Here is a 19,202-nt window from a genome sequence, read left to right as displayed (position 1 = left end):
CGTTATCTGCTCCGGTCCACTCAGTTGATGATTCTCTTTATTGAAGAGTTCCTTTTGAGCAACGCCTCTCAGTCCTTTAAGGGTCTCATCGAGAAAACCGGCAAGGTGTGATTCAAGAACTTCCCGTGTCTTCTTATTCACTTCGAAATCTCTCTTTCGTTTGCAAAGTGGTCTAAGTAAAACAGTCCGAACGACACAGACGTTCCGATGAGTAGTATTAGAAATAGTTCCATTATCTCACTCGTATTTTAGAGCCTTAGAATCTACTAACTTTATCAGATTTTCTAATTCAGTTCGTATATGGACATAGTCCGGATTTTCATCATATTCAAAAAGTTCGTTTAACATTGTGCTCTGAAACTTCAAAGTTTCAGAAAAAAGAGCCAGCCGTTTACTCAGGCTCTTGATTTCACACATCGCATCAATGGCGCGCTTTCCCGCGCCGCCCTGTGTCTTCCCGCGCGGCCTTGATGATATTAAATCGGAATACGCCCTTTGCATGAAAAAACAAAATGCAGCGCTCAAGGCTCCCGTGATAAAAGTTAAACAGAGATAAAATTCCATAATAGATTCCGCTTTTATTTATGTCTCATTGTATATTAAAAAAACTTAATTCTTCCCGGTGGTAAAAAACGATTCCGGTAGCCGGTTGATATGCAAACTCTGCAACGATTCATTGAATACAAAACCGTCGCACCACGTCCGCAACCGGCGCACGTTTTGAGTTGAACCTGACTTCCGGCCGTTACCCCCGGAAGTCCTTTTGATTTGAGTTCGTTATTTAACTCATCCACGAAGTCTTTCATTTCCCCCTCCCTGCAATGAATCCGCATATTCCAGCGAGAAACATAGACGAATACCAGGATAACGATTCAAATAGCAACGCCCCTTCGTGCGGTTCCGGGTTTAGCGTTTCAATCCAAAACGAAATAAAAAATGCAACCGCCGTCCCGCTGAAGAAACATATTAAAAATTTCAAATACTTCATGCGGATATACGCTCCGATTCAGTGGTTTGTATTAATAAACGAACCACAGTTAATAACTTCTCCATTGCGGCCGTCCGTTCCGAACTTTGCAGAGTCGAAATAATAACGTCCTGATCGATCGTATCTCTACCATTTGAAAAATGTAAATGCAGAGTTCCGATCGTATTGGGTAACGTGAATAAAAACGCGCTTGGATTCGTCGAACAAATCGTAACCCGTCCGATTCCAGGACTCAACTCATGTGTTAAGTCACTGAACTGTTTAAACGTATTCAAAAATCCTTTTACACACATTGTCACTCGTTCCGACTCGAACGAGTGAGCATATATGGAAACCGGGCCGTGACTGAATTCGATAGAAAGGATTTTCATTTTTTGATCTTCCCCTCGTTCAGAAATTTTTTTGCTCCCGCTAACGTTACCGGAAAATATTTATCAGGAAAAAACTCTGGGACTGTAACCCAGAGGCTTCGTGTTAATAGGTGCATAGATTGTTTGTTATCTAAAATCAATTCCCCACCCGTTCGTAGAACCACCGAGTTTATGTTTACTACTCGTTTCATAAAAACGAACTCCACTTTTTCGATCCGATAAATCTGTGAGCCATACAAAACGAGTTAGTTGAATTCGCGTCTTTAATCTCTATTTCTCTAATCAACAAGCCAGACAGTTGGTTGAATATTCTCGACGCCCGTTGTTTTGCTCCCAGTAAACTCCGAGATTGTATTCTAAACGCTCGCACAAAGCCACTCAACTCTATGAAGTGAATAAAATATTCGTTCATTACCATTAATACTTCCTGTAGAGGTTTTTGAGTAGAATGATGAGTTTCATTAATTCCCGTTTGGTATACACGCGGGCGGCGATTCCGGTCTCGTGACAACCGGCGGCCGCTCCAAGTTCTCTCGTCTTTTTCATAACGTGTGAAAATTCGGAGATATGGTATTTTACTGTTTGAGTTTGTTCGAGAACTGTAGTTAGGCCGGTTACAATTCGAGACAGGGCCTCGGGGGTGATTGTTTCGTTTGAGGGACGTAGGGCGTGCGTGAAACGGTTTGGGGCAATAGAGGGAGCGTCGCCCTCCCCTATTACAATTGTTTTAGAACTTCGTATTAATTTCATATTCGGATCATCGAATATGCCATTATTAGAAGTTTGTTCAGTTTGAAATTTTGATTCAGTCATGAATATTTTATCTCTCGCAAAAGAGACAAAATATTTTCAATTTTTATTATGTTCCAAAACGCATATGTTTTGTCCCATAATGTTTATAGACAATAGATACATTATCGGAAGTTGGAATTATGTTCCAAATAAGAACGATAATGGAAATTATGCCTCGTTTGTTATGTCCCCAATTCGTGGCAAAATTAAATAATATAGTTTAGTTATTATTATGCTTTCGACGAATTGGCAACGACGTTTTCCAATCGATCGAGTTCGCTTATAACGAGCCGTCGAATAAAATTTTGAATCGTATCGTCTGTAAGTGTCCCTAAAGGCTTTTTTTTCGCCTTTTGGACAATTCTATCAAAACGATCTAAAACTTCTGTTTCCATTCTTAATGTAACTGGTTTAGTGGTTGCCAACATGTATCACCTCCTGCTTCAAAGGATAAACAATTAATAACAGACTCTTCAATGTTATCAAGAAAAAATTCTGTCGCTTGAGGAAAAAACGTCTCATAAAGTTCGGGAGACATATTCCCAATTTACATTTAAAACGTATTTTCTATTCTATTTCGGGATACTGAAAAATGGTCTGTGAAACGGGTAAATCACACGTTTCACAGGGACCGAACGGGGGAATGGAAAGGTCGTAGACATATTCCCAAATTACTATTCTAATTCGCAAATTTTTTTCTTGATAATTCTGTATAAAGTCCGACTAATACGGTAGAATCATTCTGGTAGGTTTAAAAACCAGTCAGTTCGGTAAAATCATGGCAACCGCAATCTTAAATTCAAACGCTCTAAAATTGGTTCCTTTCGTAGTGGAAATGGAAACTCGTAAAAATACGGTTTCCAGTCCGGTTCTAAAAACCTTACGGGTCGTCCTTTTTCCAATACGAATTTCTTTAAGATTACTTGATAAAGTATTTCCGATTTCTGAATGGTTTTTAGAATATTTTTACAAATTAGAAGGCAGACTTCTGACAGCATTGGAAAGATACGGAAGCATTCTTTATAAAATGAGTATTGAGCAATGTGATAGAGATTATCATCGTTTTTTAGAAATATTAGAAATCTATGAAAGAGTCTTAATCGAGATGCGCGATGAATTAGAATCTGCTGATGGGTCTCATTTTGAATTTAAACATTATGAACTTCTAAAGCAAATTGTTGAAAAGATGAGATCCATCGAGGCGACACTCGACTTACTTTCCATTCCTGAAATGAGAGAAGCTCTTTTTAAAAGATTAAACGCGGCTTAAATCAGGCGTAGTTTTCTGTCTTCCAAGTTCGTATATTCAATCACAAACGAAAGTTTTATCGAAAAGGAAATCAAAAGATTTCCGAATCCTGACAAAGAAAAAATCCGAAAGGCAATCAATAAGTTAAAAGAAAACGGATTGAATAATACAGGAATAGCTCCGATGGAATCTCCTCTAAGCGATTTCTATAGATTAGTCGTTTGGCCTTATCGGGTTTTATTTTTTATCGATGAAATCAAAAAAGAAATCATAATTGAGCGAATTGGTCAGAGAGAAGGTATTTATAAACGTCGTTAAACCCACGTAAGCCGCCCACCCAAAACGAGAATCAAAACGATACAGATAACAAACACAACAACCGGCGTAATATGGTCATACGCTTTTTCCAAACAAAACTCGGTTGCCCTTTGTTCCAACCAGTCAAACGGCCAGAATCCAAGTTCGCCGTTTAACGATTGAGAAGGAATATTATGATTATTGCAATTACAGCCCATACCCAATAACCCCCGTCGAAGATTTTTTCAGAGAACGAAAGCCCGTTTCTCCAATTCCGAATTTGAAAGTGCGGCGGGTCACTCTGTTTCCAATCGACGCCCCATTCAATATCCGGATGTTTCACTAAAATGGCTTCAATTGTTTTCCGATCCTTTTCCGCGCTAAATCCGTTAATATCCAATGCCCGACCGTATTGATGCGCGGAACTTCCCGGTGCGGCCCGCCGGACAGTGGCCGGTCCCGGCTTTGCAGGCCGCGTAAAGTTTCGCTTGCCTGGTCCACGACCGGCGGGACTCGAAAACGTAGACGGACGGAAGCGTCCGTTTCAAATCCTGGAAAAACGAAACGAGTCGAGGATCCACGTTTTCGAAGGAATTGATAACGCTCATTATCTCCGGTTCCTACCGAGAATATCGTTTCCAAAAATTTTCCAACCGGCATAGATACAGAGAATAACAATCAAAATCGTCTTAACATCTTTAAAATTCTTTTCCAGCCATTCAACTAACGATGTAGGTAACGGAGCAGAAGGGCCGCCAGAATCAAAATCGTATGTTTTAATTACAGTATTGAAATTTGGAATATTAGAATTCGCTTGTGAAAAGATTTTGTTAAAAACCGGAATCTGAGGATCATTTGAATAAATATTTGCAATATTGGTTTCTCGGTAGGTCGATCCATTTTGAACTCGAAACCCAATTCTACGTTTTTCAAAATCTTCGAAAAATGCGTTATATAACCGAAGAGAATCCGGAATATTCACAGTGCCAGAATAACCAGAAAAATCGATAGCGTGAAACACAATCCCCTTAGGTGTATATTTGAAATCGAATAAATCTGGATACTCGGGCAACGACATATTTTATTGTTCTTACCGTTTCCGTTTCTTTAAAAGCTTAGGACCAAATACGAGTCCGAGAGCAATCGCGATAACAATAATAACTGTGTTGTTGTTGTCTTTCTTTTCCGGATCCGCTTTCCCCGAATTTGTAATCGTAGTAGACGGAACTTTTGAATCGGTTCCACCGGAACCGGACGGAGGTTTCGGAGCGGGTGGATTTGAAACGGCCCCAGTAACAGCGTTCGAAATCGCGAATCTACCGGCGTTCAAACGTTGAAAATCCTGAATGAATCTCCCGATTTGTTCCTGACTTTTTCCGTTGTCAGACGGCAATTCAAACGACATTCTTTTCACGTCCGGGTTGTGTAAAAACTTGTTATAGCCGGAAGGTTTACCAACGGTAAAATTCCCGGATCCGGTTTGTTTGTAGTAGATATAATAACGTTGTGCCATTGATTAAAAACTCCTAATATTCGGATTTTCCAAGAGAAGGAAGAGGAAACGAAAACGATTTTAATTTCCAAACGAGAAACGAAACCGCACCCAACACAAATAACGCAATAAATAGCCATTTGTCAAAAATCCAGTCACGCCACTTGTCCGCAAGAACGGACTCCTCAACACCTTTGTCTAAAAGTTCTTTCGTTTTAGAGAGAGTATTTTTAATAAACTCCATATCCGTTTTTGGAATATCGTTAGACGCGAATACGATTTGTTCCATCCGGTCCAAATCGGTTTCGTTTTGTTTCACCTGTTCGGAGTAAGACGCGCACGAAACAAAGGAGAATATTAATAAAATTGAAATTATATGCTTCATTTTCTTTTCCTCACATTTACGGATTTGGAATCGGAACGGGATAACAGTTTACGAACAGCAATTTCAAAATCCTTCAGGTGCTTTCCACGAAACGACAAAACGAGATAAACCCCGTTATTTGTCTGAACATCCTCTATGATTTCGAAAATAGAATTTGCAGAATACGGATTTACGACTAACGTATTCGTAAAATCGAATTCGATAGAACGGTTCTCGGTAGAGATTTCCCGAACCGATGAAACGATCGTTTGCAGAAGTTCTTTTAAACCGTCCTCTACCCGCGTTCTCATATACGGAGGGAAACGAAGAACCGCCCCCTTCTCCGTAAAATTAAAATCTACGGACATAGAAAATAGACCCCGGATTAAGTTAGGAGAATTTTGTAACGGAGTGATCAGTTTCTCCCCTACTTCCTCCGGGGGTTTGGAAAGAGGGCGGCTTTTGGAGAAAGGTCGTTTAGTATTTTAGTATTTCTTTATATTCTACTTTTCTGATTTGTTTTCCTTTCGAGGGTGTCATCTCGATTGTGTAAATGACTTGTAGAAAAAAGAAAAAGTAACAAGGATAAAGCAGTATGAGCAAACCGAAGAATCGAGCGGAAGAACTACTCGATGAATTAATCAAAGGTAAAACCCCCCGAGGAGCTGATCGGAAACGAAGGCCTCTTAAAACAACTCACCAAATCACTTGTTGAACGAGCGATGCAAGGAGAGATGACGCATCATCTTGGGTATGAGAAAAATTCCTCGACTGGAAATAACACAGGCAATTCAAGAAATGGAAAAAGTAGTAAGAAGCTCAAAGGAGACTTTGGGACAATTGACTTGGAAGTTCCTCGAGATAGAAACGGAAGCTTTGAACCTCAGATAATCCGGAAAGGACAGACACGATTTACCGGCTTCGATGAAAAGATCATCTCGATGTATTCACGCGGAATGACAACTCGAGAAATATCTCAACACCTGAAAGAAATTTATCAAGTTGAAGTCTCAGCGGATTTAATTTCTCAAGTAACGGATTCCGTAATGGAAACAGTGATCGAATGGCAGAATCGACCCTTGGATAAAGTGTATCCGATTCTCATCATGGACGCGCTGATCGTGAAGGTTCGAGATGGCAACCACGTCGTGAACAAAGCCTTCTATTTGGCTTTAGGAATCAATCTACATAATAGAGTGTCCAAAATTCTGCGTCTAAACGGGGATTTGTGCTAAAATTGGTGGTACTCCTTTATGGAGAGATCAGTAGGAATCAATCTACAGGGCACAAAAGAGATTCTTGGGATCTGGGTAGAACGCACCGAAGGGGCAAAGTTCTGGCTTCAGATCTTAACCGATTTAAAAAATCGAGGCGTTGAAGATATCTTAATTGCTTGTGTCGACGGATTGAAAGGATTTCCGGATACAATCATATCAGTTTTTCCTAATGCACAAGTTCAACTTTGTATCGTTCCTATGGTTAGGAATTCTTTGAAATGGGTTTCTTACAAACAGAGGAAAGAGTTGGTAGTCGACCTAAAGGCCATCTACAAATCTCCATCGGAAGAGATTGCTAAGAAAAGCCTTGATGATTTTTCAACCAAATGGGATAGTCAGTATCCGATGATCAGCAAGTCTTGGAGAAGTAATTGGGATTCGGTGATTCCTTTTTTTGGCCTATCCACCTAACATTCGTAAGGCGATATACACTACAAATGCTATCGAATCTATGAATTAGTGGGCTTAAAGAAAGATTATCAAGAATCGGGGTTCGTTTCCGAACGATGAGGCGGCAATCAAGCTTCTCTATTTAGCTTTGAATAATATGTCTAAAAAATGGACCATGCCGATTCAAGATTGGGGAAAAGCGATGAACCAGTTTGCGATTCTTTTCGGAGATCGATTGAAATTGGATTCGTTTTAAAAAAGTTATTTACACAGGATTGCTGACACTACCCCTCCTTATGCTCCGGAGTTAAATCCGCAAGAATATATCTGGTGTCGTTGGAAGAAAAACTATATGGCTAATTTTTGTCCGGAGAATCTTAGCCAATTGATTCAAAGAACTAAATCTACTTTAGGTATATTGAAATCAAATACAATCAGTTTTGATAGTTATTGGAGACAAGCTGGTATTTAGGTACTCATTTTTATATGGATCAGTAGTAGAAAGCGACATGCCTTAAACGAACAGTGGCTAATATGAGTGCGGACTTACCATTAAGAAACGCTCCTACAACTTTTGTTCTCATTGATGATTCTTGTTCTGGACTTGAAATTAGAATTTAAAATGACGTAAAAAAAATCTTCATTTCCAGATCTCGTAGGGAAGTGTCGAAGAGATAAATGTAAGTTTGAACAAAAAAATGAAAACGATACTTCCGGTAACGATCCAATAAGCGAAGTCTGAGATGGAGTCGTCCTCTAACTTCCAAAAGATCAAAAACGCAGTTGAAACTGTAAACATCCTAGAGACGTTTTCATAGGAAGACCAATACAGTACATAACCTGCGGAAAAAATGGAAAACATCACCAAGAAAAAAGCAAGTCGCTCTGCGATTCCTTTTTTCCAATTTCCGCTACTGAGAATGAACAAACCGACGGCGAATAGAATAAAGATCGGAACTCTAGAAAATTTCTTTGCAAAGAGAATTAGGCCCGTTTCAAAATTGGGAGCTTGCAAAAAAAATACTATAGAAGGATGATTGATCTCTTTCCAATAACCGATAAGGCCGTCTAACGGAGTAAAAAAATCGGTGAATCTTGTCGGAGACCAATTTGGGAATTGAATTCTTAGAAAAACGGCCCAAAGAAACGGCAAAAATAAAGTCGAAACGATTATTACCGCGTCTTTCCATTTTTTTTCGAGAGAGCTTCAATTCCAAGAGGAAAAAGTAAAAAGAGAGCTTGTTCCTTTGTTAAAATTGAAATTCCCCCGAACAAAGAAAACCAAATCCATTTTTCTTTTTTGTAAAACCAAAATGTTATCACTAAAAATCCGGTTAGAATCGCATCACAGACTAAAAGCGAGTAACTTCCTAAAAGAAAGGGCGAAAATAAATAGAGACTTGAATAGATGCGATGCCTTTCGCCGCAAAGATCTCTTAATAAGAACCAAGAAATCAAAATCAAGACGAGATTTAAGAAATACATTCCGAATACGGTTCCCCAAGTTCCGAACCAGCCGAATACGGAAACAAAGAGAGGATAACCGATTCTAGATGCACGAATGTTTTCTTCGAATCCTTTGGGCCAGTTTAAATTGAATTCGCTTAACATTCTGGAATAATAATAAAAGATTTGTCCGTCGTAGCCGGCTCCTAGATCACCGGAACGACCTAAAAACACGACCGCACCTTTTGGAGTTTCGGCCGCATTTTGAACAACGAATTGCATTCCGAAGTTGATTTGGGAACTCGGATTCCAATCGTATTTTTTCCAGATTAAAAAGGAAGAAAGAGCGTACAATAAAATAAACAGAGGAAGGATTAAGAGAGGATTTACAAATAAGGATCGAATTTTTGAAAAAAACGCATCCAATTTCATTATTCTTTCCGTGTTGAAACGTTTAAAAAATTCAGAATGACATCGGTATAGAAAGCGGAACTGCGTTTTGCTCCGTTGAAAGTCAGATGATGAGGATCTAAAAACAATTTTTTGTCGGGAATCGCATCCTTGAGATCGTAAAAACCGAATGTATCGCTTTTGTGAGAGCTCAAAAATTTAAGATAGCCCTGATACCAGTTTCCATTTTTGTAATATTTACTTTCGATTGGATTTTCGGGAGAATTAATGATGATCAATTTTTGACCGTTCGCTTTAAATTTGGCGATCGTCTTTTCCAAGAATTGAATCTCGGACCAAATGAAATAAGGGGAATTACCCAAGATCTCTTTGTTCTTCTGGATTTTTTTCAATCGATTGAGTGCGCCTTCGTTTTCGGGATTATAGTAAAGACGTTTTGCGTAGTCTTTCAGATAATCTTCGTCGGACATGGCTTCGATCCGATCATCGTCCAGTCCGTGAATTCTTTCATAGGAGATTCCAGTTCGAATCTCTCTTCTGCAAAAGTTTTGAGGAAGACGGATTCCGTACGTCGCGGGAACGCCGAAAATTCTCGCATCAACTTCATTGGAACTCGTGGTCGGTAAAACTGTAAATTCTAAGGTTACAGTTTGTGGTATTCTCCCGGATTTTTCCTTAAACTCAAGAATCAACGGTTTCCAGCCTGCTTTCGAATATATTTCATTATGAACGGGTGCTTGCGTTGAGATCCGTTGATCGGCGGGTGAGATTCGGTCGATCCGAACTCTGATTCCCGGTTTCTGGGTGAAGATATCTTCCGACAATTTCCCGTCTTTGAGTTCGCATTCGATTGTGAATTTTGGCGGGGTCCATCCTCTCAAAAAAATCCCTTCTTTGGGCATGGAACCTGTATAATAGTGATAGGAGCGCATGGTTCTCGTATGATGTTCCATGTATTCTATCCAAGGATCGTATACGAAACTTCTAAAGCGGTTGAGTAAGATCAATGCTTTGGTCAATTGGGCGAAGAATTCCCCTTTTGTATAGTCTTTCCAGTGGTCCGCAAGGAACTCTCCCGGAAAAATAAAGCGATTTTGATGACGGATTTTGTAGTCTTTTAATCTCGCTCGTTCGTCGAAACCAACTCCGGAATATTCTTGTTTTTGAATATAATCTAATTGTAAATCTGCTGGATTTAAAACGTAGACCACGAGTTCTGGTTTTTTATTTAAAATATCGTCAGAATAGTAATAAAGATCTGTGGGAGATAGGGCGGGATGAGAATAAAATTCTGCTCTGAATTTTTCCCCGTCTTTTATGTTGGACGTTCGTACTTTATCCGTAATCTGTTGCGGATATGCGGAATAGAGAGCGACGCTACTCCCTGCGATGAGAATCCCTTTTTCGTCTTTTTCAAAACGAATGTGTCTTTGTTTATGAAGAAAGTTATACCAAGGAGAAGTGTCCCATTCTAACTCGTTTGGAAATTCAAAAAGAGCGATTGGAAACAGAACTCGATCTAAAAATAGGAATCCAAGTAATAGAAGCAGAGAGATCCAGATCGTTTTGATTTTTACTCGAGTCTCGGGATTCATTTTACCTTGGAATTGTAATTGGAACAGGTTCCGTAAGAGTATGATCTCATGGGTATCCACACTAAAACCGTTCGGACTTTTGTCCAGAGGAAACGGGCGAATTTCAAAGTCCTACTCTGGATCATATTTTTTTAGCCAACGTGATCGTGATGAGAACGACTATTTTTTAATTTCATTGAAACAAGCAGCCATTAGCTTAGCCCTACGGATTCCCAATTTTTACGTTTTTGTTGCCGTCGTTTCCCCACAATAAGTCTAGTAAAATTCTATCTTTCTCATTTGTGTGAACTCCTACGGCTTTTCCCAGGAATCTCTTTCAAGATTTTCGTTTTCCCGGGTCTTCTTCGCAAAATATCCGTGGTCTCGACAATTCTTTGTTTGTAGGAGCTCCCACAAATTCTTCAAAAACTCTCTCGGATTCATTCTTTGAAGAGTTTGAACTTTCCCAATAAAAATCGGCGATTTTGTGTAAAATAAGTTTGATTCTCAGTATCAGCTTAAAAGAATTGTCACACTATTGTCAGGAGGTGCAAGATGAGTTTAGCAACCATCTTACGAGAAGGAACATCCGAAGAACACAAAGCTGCAGAAGGTTCCGCTTTCATTCGTTGTTTTATGAAAGGAATTTTAGAAAAAGGAACTTATGCAAAACATTTGGAAGCGTTTTACTTTGTTTACGAATCTATGGAAGAAGAATTGGAGCGCCATACGGGAAATGCGGTACTAAAATCGATTCATTTCCCGGAGCTTTATCGAAAAGATGCGCTTTTAGAAGATCTTCAATTCTTTTATGGAACCTGGAAACCAACGGATCGTCAACCTAGCGAGGCGACTCAAGTTTATGTGAAAAGAATCCGAAACATTTCCGAAACTCGACCGGAATTGTTGGCTGCACATTCCTATGTCCGTTATCTGGGAGATCTTTCCGGCGGGCAAATCTTGAAAAAAGTTGCGGCCAGAGCTTTGAACCTTCCGGAAGGACAAGGGATTTCTTTTTACGAATTTCCCGCCATTCAAGATATCAACGGATTCAAACAAAATTATCGGATCGCATTGGATTCTCTGCCCGTAAACGATTCTGAAAAGCAAGCGATTCTATCCGAATCCAAACAGGTATTTCTTTTAAATCAGGGAATTTTTTCCGAACTAGAACGGGACTTGATTTCTGCAATCGGTAAGGAAGTTTACGATACCGTTTTGGGAAAAGGCTGATTTGAAAAAATCCGCATACTTTCTGCCAGTAGCCGTTTTTTTGGCGATGCTTCCGGTCACGATGATCGTGCCCGTATTTAAGGAAATTGTAAAGGATAGATTTCAATCGGGCAATGGAGAAGTCGCCTGGTTTTTGAGTATAGCGATGCTTGGGTCTTTTGTTTTTTCGCCGATCGCCGGTTTTCTTTCGGATTATTTCGGAACTCGTAAAAAACTCGTCGTTCTTTTTTGTGGGTTTGATGCCTTGCTTTTAAACCTTCTTCCTTATGCGGAAAATCTCTCCACACTTTTGTTTTTTCGCTTTTTGGAAGGAGGAACGCACGTATTCGTGATTGGATTACTTCTCGCTTCCGTTGCTGACTTTGAGCATGGAGAAACTAAACTCGAATTCGGCAACGGAAGTTTGATGGGTCTATCCGGAATGTTACTTTCTTTGGGAGGAGCCGTGGGACTTTCTTTCGGCTTTTTAGGGAAACAGGATCCAACTCTACCGTTTCGAATCGGTTCTGGAATTTTATTATTTCTTGGTTGGATCGTATATCGATTTGTTCCCGAAGAAAAGTTGAGATACTCGAAAAAACATTCTTGGAAAGAATCCTGCGTTCTTTTTTTAACTCATCCTCTCCTCTTGTTTCCTCTCGCATTCCAGTTCTTGGATCGTTTCACTTCCGGATATTTTATGAGTTCTCTGAATCTGCGTCTTCGGGAAAAGTTTTTCCTTAATCCTTCCGAGACCGGAAAAATGTTATCCTTGGTTTTTTTACCGATGGCTCTTTTATCTTATCCTGCGATTCGTCTTTCCAAAAGAACCGGAAAATATTTTCCAGTCGCAATCGGATCGTTAATCTACGGGGTTTCTTTGGCCCTTTCCGGAATGTTCCAGTCGGTTATATGGATCGGCGTTTCACTTCTATTCTGCGGATTGGGTGCGGGGTTGATGTTCGCCACTTCTTTACGGCTCGCCTCTTCCCTTTGTAAGCGCGAAAATAACGGGCTTGTAATGGCCGGTCTGATGGGATTCGGCTCCCTTGGATTTTTTCTGGGTCCGATTTTTTCGGTGGGGTTGGATCGGATTTCTACTACTTGGGCTCCTTTTTTAGGATCTTCTCTCACCGCATTTGTATTCGGGTCCGCGCAGATTCTGATCGTTTTAACGAGTATCCCGTTTTACAAGATCCTCAATAAGAAAGAACTTTAGAATATTCTAAAAATATTTTATATTTGGAATACGTTTTTATCCGATTTGCGTCGTATTTCTACATTTCGACAAACCCCCACGCTCGCGGTCCACTTTTGAAACATCATTATATTACATTAGAGTTGTTGAAAAATTCCATGATTCAGATTAGCAAAACTGCTTCAAACGTCCATTTCAATAGGGCAGAAACGGATAGAGAATTAATTTTTCAACAACTCTATTGAGAATCATTTCTGAAATAACGTTATAATAGTTTTGGAGGTTTAACGGAACCTAAAACTGAGCGGAAAATCCGCCGTAATAAAATCGAGGTCGAGTCGGATTGTAGGCAAGTTCGTATTGATTGAGCACGTTATCCACTCCCAAAAAAAGAGAAAAGTGTTTATTGAAGAATTTCTGTTCGATTCTTACATTCAGAATCGTAAACGGTTTTCCGTAAATCACGGGAGGGTTTTCGTTCAATTTAACTTCGGTGGGAATATAGTCTTGTCCTGCCGCAGAAAGATTATTCGTGGCACTATAGAACGGCCTTTTATCCAGATGTTTTCCTCTCAGGTTGAATTGGAACCCTCCAGGGGAGTTGTAAATGAAGTTTGCAGACGCCTGATGAAGCGCTCTTCCTTCTAAAGGTCTGTCCGTATTTAGATCTCTTGTATCCGTATGATTATAACCCAATTCGAGCGTGAAGTATTTTAAGAATTTATACTGAACTCCGAATTCCCCTCCTCTCGTATATGCCTTCGCGATGTTCTGTAATTGAAATTCGGCAAATTCCTTCCCTTTGTTCGAATCGAATTTGTACTGGATTAAATTGATAATGTCGTTGCGGTATAAACTGAGGGAAAATGTCAAAAAACTAAAAGGACTGTATTCCAAGTCCGAGTTGATCGTGATCGATCGTTCTGGTTTTAAATTCGGGTTCCCTTCCACTACGTAACCCACGGCCGGGTTTTCAAAACGAAGATATAATTCCTGAAAGCTGGGTGGACGAAAACCCCTTCCGTAGCTCGTCCTCCAAACTAAGTTCTGAAAAATATCGTAACGGACCGCAAGCTTAGGAGTCGTTTGATTGCCGAATTGAGAATCGTCGTCGTATCTTACTCCCGGAATCACTCGAATTCGAGGAGAACTGGAGACGGTCCACTCGTCCTGAAAGAATACGGCCTTTCTAGTTCTATATACGTACCGACTCTGTAACCGATCCGATTCTAATTCGTTTGCAAAGGATTCAGCACCTATCGTGATAAAATGTTTTTCGGAAGCTTCCATGTCCAATTGAACAGTTCCTTGGGAAGTGAGTTCTGCGTTCAATTGTTTCACGTCTAATTCGTCCGACCCTCTTTGGTTGTTGTAGTATTTGTTTTCCCATTTGGAAATGTTTCCTCGAAAGGAGATCAAATTTCTTTTTCCAAATCCGTATTCCAAAGAACCCGTGGCTAAAAAATCGTGTGTTTTATTATTCCGATCAAAAGTTGCTTTGGATTGAGTTACGTCCACACCGTTTTGATCCCTGTGTTGGTAAAGAATTCTCGTTTTACCTTTGAAGTTTCCGTCCGGGTTGAAGGTGAGATTCATCCCCGTGTTTAAATCTTGATAAGCGTTTCCGGTCGTAGCCTGAGAATTCGAAACTAGTCTGTAACCCGGATTTTTATTGTAACCTGCGGAAACCGCACCGCTGACGAATTCGTTTCTAAAACCCATGTTGGCGCTAGTATTGAATTCCCCTTCGGTGTTGAAATTTTTTCGACTTCCGTTTCCGTAAGTGGTGCGCATTTCGTAGCTTAGTTTTTTATCCGCCTCTCTTGTGATGAGGTTGATAACTCCTCCGATTGCGTCTGCTCCGTATAACGCTGATGAGGCGCCTTTTACGATTTCGATTCTCTCTAAGTTCTGGACTTTGAATCTGCTGAGGTCCACGGCATTGTTTAAACGTCCTGCAATCCTTTCTCCGTCGATTAGAATCAGAACGTATTGCGAATCGAGGCCGAGCATTCGAACTCTTGAACCTCCAAAAAATGGAACCACATCGATTCCCAATTGGGTTTCTAAAACTTCGGCTGCGTTTCTTGCACCGCTGGCTTCTATTTTTTTACGGGAGATTACTTCGGTCGCAACCGTGGAGTCTTTGAGTCTTCGTTCGCCTCTGGAGCCTGTGACTACGATTTGGGATTCTTCTGGAATGTTTTGCCCGTTTTCTTTTCGAAGTGATTCTGCAGCTGTGTTGTCGTTTTTCGTAGTAATCCTGTTAGGCGATTCTTCTTCGATGACTTTGTTTCTAACTTTTGTGCTTTCATCTTGAGCTTGGACCGAAATGCAAAAGAGAATCGGCAATAGGATCTGAATCGATTTGAATTGAAAGAGCCGACGGATCGAAAAGAACATACGGTTAGTAAGGAATTTGTTTCCATCTTACGGTGGGATGCGCCGAGGTCCCCTCGGAATTATAATAACTGGTAATTTGAAAGAGGTAGTATTCGTTTCCAGTATTGGAACGGATTATGAAAACGTTATGATTAGGCTGCAAAAAAGCGAAAGTGTAGTTAAACCATTTGTTGAGAACGTTGTTTCCCACGTAGTTGGTTTGAACTCCGCCAGCCGCGATTTCAGATACGTTTGTGTCGGGGGAAAAAGAAGCGTTTGTACAACCCAAGGCCGCAGAATTACTCGAAGCCGCGGCGTTAAAATCGGTGAGAACAGGATTGGTCAAACAGGCTCCTCCTTGTCCCTCCGAATAGGTCAAACCTCCGTTTGTCTGAAGCTTGAACCTTTGAAAACCCACGTCCCAGCCTCCGGATGCATCCGGAACAAAAGCTTGAGCTTTGTTTGCAAAGTTGTATTTGATCCATACGTCATACGAAACCGATCTAACTTTCGTGGTAAACGAACCGTCTTCGTTCGCTTCTGTGGAAAGAATTTTAGAACGATTCGCTTCTTCGATTTGTTTTTGTAAGGCGAGAATCGATTGTTTGAACGCAAGTTCTTCGTTGTCGACCGCGGAATGTTGTCTCGCGCAGGAAACAAGGAGCAAGGCTCCGAGTCCGAAGAGGGATAGCGGTTTGAAGTTCAGAAATGCGTTCATTTGAATCGATATCTTATTGTAGTTGGAACGTAGTCGCGGGAGGCTCGGAGGTTCTACTCGCAAGATAGAAAACAAAATAGTAATCTTTACCTTTTGTAGCATTCAGCGTATACGTATAAGGACCGTCGCCTGCGGCGGAACCGTATTGACCTTCGCTAGTTGTAGTGTAAGTTGATCTTGTTGTATCTTGAGCGACATCGGAAAGCGCACAAGAAGAGGCATTGTAGACCAAAGGAGCGTTTTCATTGTTGGAACTCCCTTCGTCAAAATCCGCAACGTTACGTCCGGTAAAAACAATTTTAGTTCCATTAACTGCACCCGTAACTTTAACGGCTGCGATGGAATGATTTACGAATGGAACCTTGCCATAAATAAGTGTTTGAACGGAAGTGGATGCAGTCATTGCAGGTAGGGAAGCGACCTTGCCTTTGACGGTTGCGGCACAGTTGTAACTGGGGGTTAAACTGACTAAAGCCAAAAGAAGCATCGAAGAAGCAATGCCATCGCCTTTTTTATCATCTTCTTTCTTATCGTTTTTGCAGCTTAAGAGTAGCCCGAGGATGAGGCTAAAAGTAACTGCTATTTTCGCATATTTTTGAATATTTCTCATGATGTACTCCTTTAGTAATTGAGCTATCTTGAAGTTGTGAACATGAGAGTCAAACTCAAAATCGTGCGTGAGAAGAAGGAATTTTCTATTCTTGTGAGTTCCATTTTAACACTTACAAAAACCCACTATTGGATGTTACCTTTAAAATCTTAAATTCTAACTGTGAACTTTGAACACTTGAAGTGTGGGAGCTCCTACGCCAAAAATGTACTTCTCTTGAGCTTTTTATTTTAAAAATTGGCTTCTTTTTCTTGAATCCTAATTCTCAATCGTACCAAATTATGATTCGGATCTGTTCTTTTTCTTTATCCAAGATTTTGATTACCGGTTTCTGCTTTTGGACTTTTTCATGCGTTCTTTTAGAAAAAGAACCTGTTTCCGGTGGAGTTCCCGTCTTTTCTAAAGAAGGTAAAGTCCTTAGATATTATCCGTATCAAATTCGTTGGATTGGATTTGGTGAGAATGAATTTCCGGATATAACCAGATTGGTCGATTTTAGAAATCTCGCTTCTCTGGAAATTTCCCATCCGGAGTTTCAGAATTTAGAAGAACTCAGTTCCTTAAAGACAATCAGTTTTCTAAATGTAAGCGGGACCAAAGTAAAGGATCTTTCCGTTTTATCCAAATTGCCCGTTCTACACAGTTTGTATCTAAATGAAACATCCGTGGATGAACAAGATCTGAAACGATATCCTGGAGTCGGTAAATTGACTAAATTAGGTTTGTATAAAACCAAAATTCGCGATCTTTCTTTTATTGGCTCAGAGTGCAAACTACAACAACTAGATATTCGAAACACGGAAGTCTCCTCTTTGGAACCAATCGCAAATTGTAGGAACCTTTTAGAACTCCGAATCGGACATACTCATATCAAAGAGATTCGTTCTATCCGCGAAATGAGGGGCTTACGTTATTTAGAATGGTCGGGATTAGATCTTTCCCGGAAAGAATTAGATCTAGTGCGAGAGCAACTCCCCTACCTCAAGTTGGTTCCTATGCACGTAGATTCATTATAATATTCTTTTTTTTTAATATGTAAGCGGTCCGGCTTCCGAGCGATTGTCGTAGAGGAGGATATCTTCTTTTTCTATGGGAATTCCTTCCGCTGTAACTTGTCCCGTGGTTTCTATGATCTTCAAAGCACGAACCGGATATTTTTGCCCGTTTTCTTTTTCCAATACGATCGTCGCGTTTTTTCTCACTCTGGAAAGCCTGAGTCCCCAGACTTCTAAAATTTTTCCTTCACTTTCCAAAACGAGAGCACTGATTTTGTTTGCATCGGAGGACGCCGATTTTCTATAAACTCCGCTTGGATTTCCAGGTATAAAATCGGGCTCGATAGAAATCGAATTGGATTGGATTGATTCGATTTGAAAGGAAAGATGATCGCAATCGTAGGCGCGGACTAAGGCCCATCGGTTTCCGGATTCTCTGTTCGTAAAAACTCGGCAGGATTCCGGAATCAACTGTACTCCTCTGTTTGTTGTTTTTACGATTCCTTCCATTCTGGTTTCTTCTCGATTTTTGCCGAGGGTTACGCTCAACTGAGCAAATATGAATTTGCTTTGTTTTCGGGTCATGTCTAGGAATAACTGCCTCACAAAATAACCTTCTTCCAGTTTTTGAATTTTGGAATAATATTCTCCGGATAACAAGGGTAAGATGGGTTTGTGACCAGGAACGCCTTCCGTTTTTGAGTTGTCCAAGGAACAGAATCGGGTTGTGAAGATACAAATTGTGAAAAATACGAAAAATCGTCCCTTTTTACGATTGAACATTGGATTTAGCGTTGATGATTCCCGAATATACGGTGTGTAAAATGATTCTTTGTAGTTTAAGAGTTGGGAAAAAATCTTCAATCAAGTATTCTTTCTAGTTTCTAAAAAAGTGGAAAAGACATATTTAGATGTACATAAAGTTTGATTTCGAATACGGAACGTCAAGTGAACTAGAAACTGCTCAAAAATATTTTATCTTTGCTTAAAATGCTGATTCCGATCATTCCTAAGATATTTTTGAGATAGCTTCTATTGTTCGAAAACAAATCTGGTTTTGAGAGACGAATCGATTTGAAATTCTAAAATTTCAGGCTGGGTAAAAAGTGTTTAAGACGAGAAACGAAGAAGAACTCACTCCATTCCCATCATTCCGCGAAATTCTCCCATTCGTTCTTCAGCCGCATTTTGTGCAAGTTCAAGAGAACGAGATACGGCTTGTTTGATGCTCTTCTGTAAAAGTTTTTTATCGTTTTTTGCAAGAAGTTCGTCTTCGATAAATATATCTTTGATGTTGAGTTTTCCGTCGGAGATACAAGTTACTAAGTCGTTTTTGGATTTTGCTTCGAAGGAAAGCGCCATCAGATCCTTCTCCGCTTTCTTTATTCTTACTCGCATCTGATTCATTTGCTTTATTGATTCTAACTTGTTACCGA

At 40.1% G+C, this 19,202-nt stretch carries 22 protein-coding genes and 5 pseudogenes (1 of these 27 only partly in view); 6 read left to right on the top strand and 21 right to left on the bottom strand.

Translation table 11 applies throughout. From position 1 onward, the window contains the following. Positions 1–237: 237 nt before the first annotated feature. The 8 genes from LEP1GSC062_RS24895 to LEP1GSC062_RS14100 all read right to left on the bottom strand — a co-directional run bounded on the left by LEP1GSC062_RS24895 (position 238) and on the right by LEP1GSC062_RS14100 (position 2,579). Positions 238–564, bottom strand: coding sequence for a hypothetical protein (locus LEP1GSC062_RS24895; protein WP_010579265.1), 327 nt, complete (start codon positions 562–564; stop codon positions 238–240). 35 nt (positions 565–599) lie between these two features. After that, on the bottom strand, positions 600–806 hold the full coding sequence (locus LEP1GSC062_RS14130; RefSeq protein ID WP_010579264.1) for a hypothetical protein: 207 nt from the start codon (positions 804–806) through the stop codon (positions 600–602). Next, complete coding sequence (locus tag LEP1GSC062_RS24890) at positions 803–988, bottom strand: hypothetical protein (RefSeq protein WP_010579263.1); 186 nt, start codon at positions 986–988, stop codon at positions 803–805. The genes LEP1GSC062_RS14130 and LEP1GSC062_RS24890 overlap by 4 nt, the downstream gene beginning before the upstream one ends. Further along, positions 985–1,359, bottom strand: a complete 375-nt coding sequence (locus LEP1GSC062_RS14120) for a hypothetical protein (RefSeq protein ID WP_010579262.1) — start codon at positions 1,357–1,359, stop codon at positions 985–987. The genes LEP1GSC062_RS24890 and LEP1GSC062_RS14120 overlap by 4 nt, the downstream gene beginning before the upstream one ends. Continuing rightward, positions 1,356–1,550, bottom strand: a complete 195-nt coding sequence (locus LEP1GSC062_RS14115) for a hypothetical protein (protein WP_010579261.1) — start codon at positions 1,548–1,550, stop codon at positions 1,356–1,358. The genes LEP1GSC062_RS14120 and LEP1GSC062_RS14115 overlap by 4 nt, the downstream gene beginning before the upstream one ends. After that, positions 1,547–1,771 (bottom strand): hypothetical protein, encoded by a 225-nt coding sequence (locus LEP1GSC062_RS24885; protein WP_039942183.1) that lies wholly within the window; start codon positions 1,769–1,771, stop codon positions 1,547–1,549. The genes LEP1GSC062_RS14115 and LEP1GSC062_RS24885 overlap by 4 nt, the downstream gene beginning before the upstream one ends. A gap of 5 nt (positions 1,772–1,776) precedes the next feature. Then, complete coding sequence (locus tag LEP1GSC062_RS14105) at positions 1,777–2,172, bottom strand: hypothetical protein (RefSeq protein WP_010579259.1); 396 nt, start codon at positions 2,170–2,172, stop codon at positions 1,777–1,779. A 209-nt stretch (positions 2,173–2,381) separates the two neighbouring features. Continuing rightward, on the bottom strand, positions 2,382–2,579 hold the full coding sequence (locus tag LEP1GSC062_RS14100) for a hypothetical protein (protein WP_020984612.1): 198 nt from the start codon (positions 2,577–2,579) through the stop codon (positions 2,382–2,384). Between the two features lie 350 nt (positions 2,580–2,929). On the opposite strand from LEP1GSC062_RS14100, the gene LEP1GSC062_RS14095 reads away from it, so the two are divergent. Beyond that, positions 2,930–3,421: a hypothetical protein gene (locus LEP1GSC062_RS14095; protein ID WP_010579258.1), complete on the top strand. Its 492-nt coding sequence runs from the start codon at positions 2,930–2,932 to the stop codon at positions 3,419–3,421. Positions 3,422–3,714: 293 nt separating this feature from the next. On the opposite strand, the gene LEP1GSC062_RS21980 is transcribed toward LEP1GSC062_RS14095, so the two are convergent. From LEP1GSC062_RS21980 to LEP1GSC062_RS14070, 6 genes and pseudogenes are all read right to left on the bottom strand, one after another. Next, positions 3,715–3,915 (bottom strand): hypothetical protein, encoded by a 201-nt coding sequence (locus LEP1GSC062_RS21980; RefSeq protein ID WP_020984588.1) that lies wholly within the window; start codon positions 3,913–3,915, stop codon positions 3,715–3,717. Then, a pseudogene (locus tag LEP1GSC062_RS14090) lies at positions 3,870–4,305 on the bottom strand (M15 family metallopeptidase). Before LEP1GSC062_RS14090 ends, LEP1GSC062_RS21980 begins: the two are co-directional and overlap by 46 nt. Next, positions 4,305–4,775: a hypothetical protein gene (locus LEP1GSC062_RS14085; protein WP_010579255.1), complete on the bottom strand. Its 471-nt coding sequence runs from the start codon at positions 4,773–4,775 to the stop codon at positions 4,305–4,307. Before LEP1GSC062_RS14085 ends, LEP1GSC062_RS14090 begins: the two are co-directional and overlap by 1 nt. A 12-nt stretch (positions 4,776–4,787) precedes the next feature. Next, a complete protein-coding gene (locus LEP1GSC062_RS14080; RefSeq protein WP_010579254.1) occupies positions 4,788–5,210 on the bottom strand; it encodes a hypothetical protein in 423 nt (140 codons plus the stop codon). A 13-nt stretch (positions 5,211–5,223) separates the two neighbouring features. Continuing rightward, on the bottom strand, positions 5,224–5,574 hold the full coding sequence (locus LEP1GSC062_RS14075; RefSeq protein ID WP_010579253.1) for a hypothetical protein: 351 nt from the start codon (positions 5,572–5,574) through the stop codon (positions 5,224–5,226). After that, positions 5,571–5,951: pseudogene (locus LEP1GSC062_RS14070) on the bottom strand (hypothetical protein); the annotation flags it as partial. The pseudogene LEP1GSC062_RS14070 and the gene LEP1GSC062_RS14075, both read right to left, overlap by 4 nt. Positions 5,952–6,148: 197 nt before the next feature. Here LEP1GSC062_RS14070 and LEP1GSC062_RS20550 point away from each other — a divergent pair. Beyond that, positions 6,149–7,476 (top strand): annotated as a pseudogene (locus LEP1GSC062_RS20550) (IS256 family transposase). Positions 7,477–7,509: 33 nt separating this feature from the next. Further along, positions 7,510–7,692: pseudogene (locus LEP1GSC062_RS25575) on the top strand (IS630 family transposase); the annotation flags it as partial. Positions 7,693–7,860: 168 nt separating this feature from the next. On the opposite strand, the pseudogene LEP1GSC062_RS14055 reads toward LEP1GSC062_RS25575, so the two are convergent. Next, positions 7,861–9,092: pseudogene (locus LEP1GSC062_RS14055) on the bottom strand (AZOBR_p60025 family cell surface glycopolymer formation protein). 5 nt (positions 9,093–9,097) lie between these two features. Beyond that, positions 9,098–10,672 (bottom strand): hypothetical protein, encoded by a 1,575-nt coding sequence (locus LEP1GSC062_RS14050; protein ID WP_010579251.1) that lies wholly within the window; start codon positions 10,670–10,672, stop codon positions 9,098–9,100. Positions 10,673–11,206: 534 nt separating this feature from the next. Between LEP1GSC062_RS14050 and LEP1GSC062_RS14045 the strand changes: the two genes are divergently transcribed. Continuing rightward, positions 11,207–11,884, top strand: a complete 678-nt coding sequence (locus LEP1GSC062_RS14045; protein ID WP_010579250.1) for a biliverdin-producing heme oxygenase — start codon at positions 11,207–11,209, stop codon at positions 11,882–11,884. After that, positions 11,862–13,082 carry an MFS transporter gene (locus LEP1GSC062_RS14040; protein ID WP_279625788.1) on the top strand — a complete coding sequence of 407 codons (1,221 nt, stop codon included), beginning with the start codon at positions 11,862–11,864 and terminating at the stop codon, positions 13,080–13,082. Before LEP1GSC062_RS14045 ends, LEP1GSC062_RS14040 begins: the two co-directional genes overlap by 23 nt. Before the next feature lie 273 nt (positions 13,083–13,355). On the opposite strand, the gene LEP1GSC062_RS14030 is transcribed toward LEP1GSC062_RS14040, so the two are convergent. Genes LEP1GSC062_RS14030 through LEP1GSC062_RS14020 form a run of 3 tightly spaced genes read right to left on the bottom strand, consistent with a single transcriptional unit; the run spans position 13,356 to position 16,771 of the window. After that, positions 13,356–15,464, bottom strand: a complete 2,109-nt coding sequence (locus tag LEP1GSC062_RS14030; protein WP_010579248.1) for a TonB-dependent receptor plug domain-containing protein — start codon at positions 15,462–15,464, stop codon at positions 13,356–13,358. Positions 15,465–15,468: 4 nt separating this feature from the next. Further along, positions 15,469–16,161, bottom strand: a complete 693-nt coding sequence (locus tag LEP1GSC062_RS14025; protein ID WP_010579247.1) for an HmuY family protein — start codon at positions 16,159–16,161, stop codon at positions 15,469–15,471. 13 nt (positions 16,162–16,174) lie between these two features. Continuing rightward, the gene (locus tag LEP1GSC062_RS14020) at positions 16,175–16,771 is read right to left on the bottom strand and encodes an LIC20153 family lipoprotein (RefSeq protein ID WP_010579246.1); all 597 of its coding nucleotides are present in this window, start codon (positions 16,769–16,771) and stop codon (positions 16,175–16,177) included. Positions 16,772–17,052: 281 nt separating this feature from the next. Between LEP1GSC062_RS14020 and LEP1GSC062_RS14015 the strand changes: the two genes are divergently transcribed. Next, a complete protein-coding gene (locus LEP1GSC062_RS14015; RefSeq protein WP_039942152.1) occupies positions 17,053–17,787 on the top strand; it encodes a leucine-rich repeat domain-containing protein in 735 nt (244 codons plus the stop codon). Positions 17,788–17,799: 12 nt separating this feature from the next. On the opposite strand, the gene LEP1GSC062_RS14010 is transcribed toward LEP1GSC062_RS14015, so the two are convergent. Beyond that, on the bottom strand, positions 17,800–18,549 hold the full coding sequence (locus LEP1GSC062_RS14010; protein WP_010579244.1) for a hypothetical protein: 750 nt from the start codon (positions 18,547–18,549) through the stop codon (positions 17,800–17,802). Positions 18,550–18,900: 351 nt separating this feature from the next. Then, a protein-coding gene (locus LEP1GSC062_RS14005; protein WP_010579243.1) for a YbaB/EbfC family nucleoid-associated protein crosses the window boundary here: on the bottom strand, positions 18,901–19,202 show its 3' portion. It continues 4 nt past the right edge of the window; the window shows 302 of its 306 coding nt (coding positions 5–306); the start codon falls outside the window, past its right edge; its stop codon occupies positions 18,901–18,903.

The organism is Leptospira alexanderi serovar Manhao 3 str. L 60, assembly GCF_000243815.2.
Lineage (GTDB): Bacteria > Spirochaetota > Leptospiria > Leptospirales > Leptospiraceae > Leptospira > Leptospira alexanderi.
The sequence above is the reverse complement of the archived record's forward strand: the minus strand, read 5'-3'. Positions and strand labels throughout refer to the sequence as shown.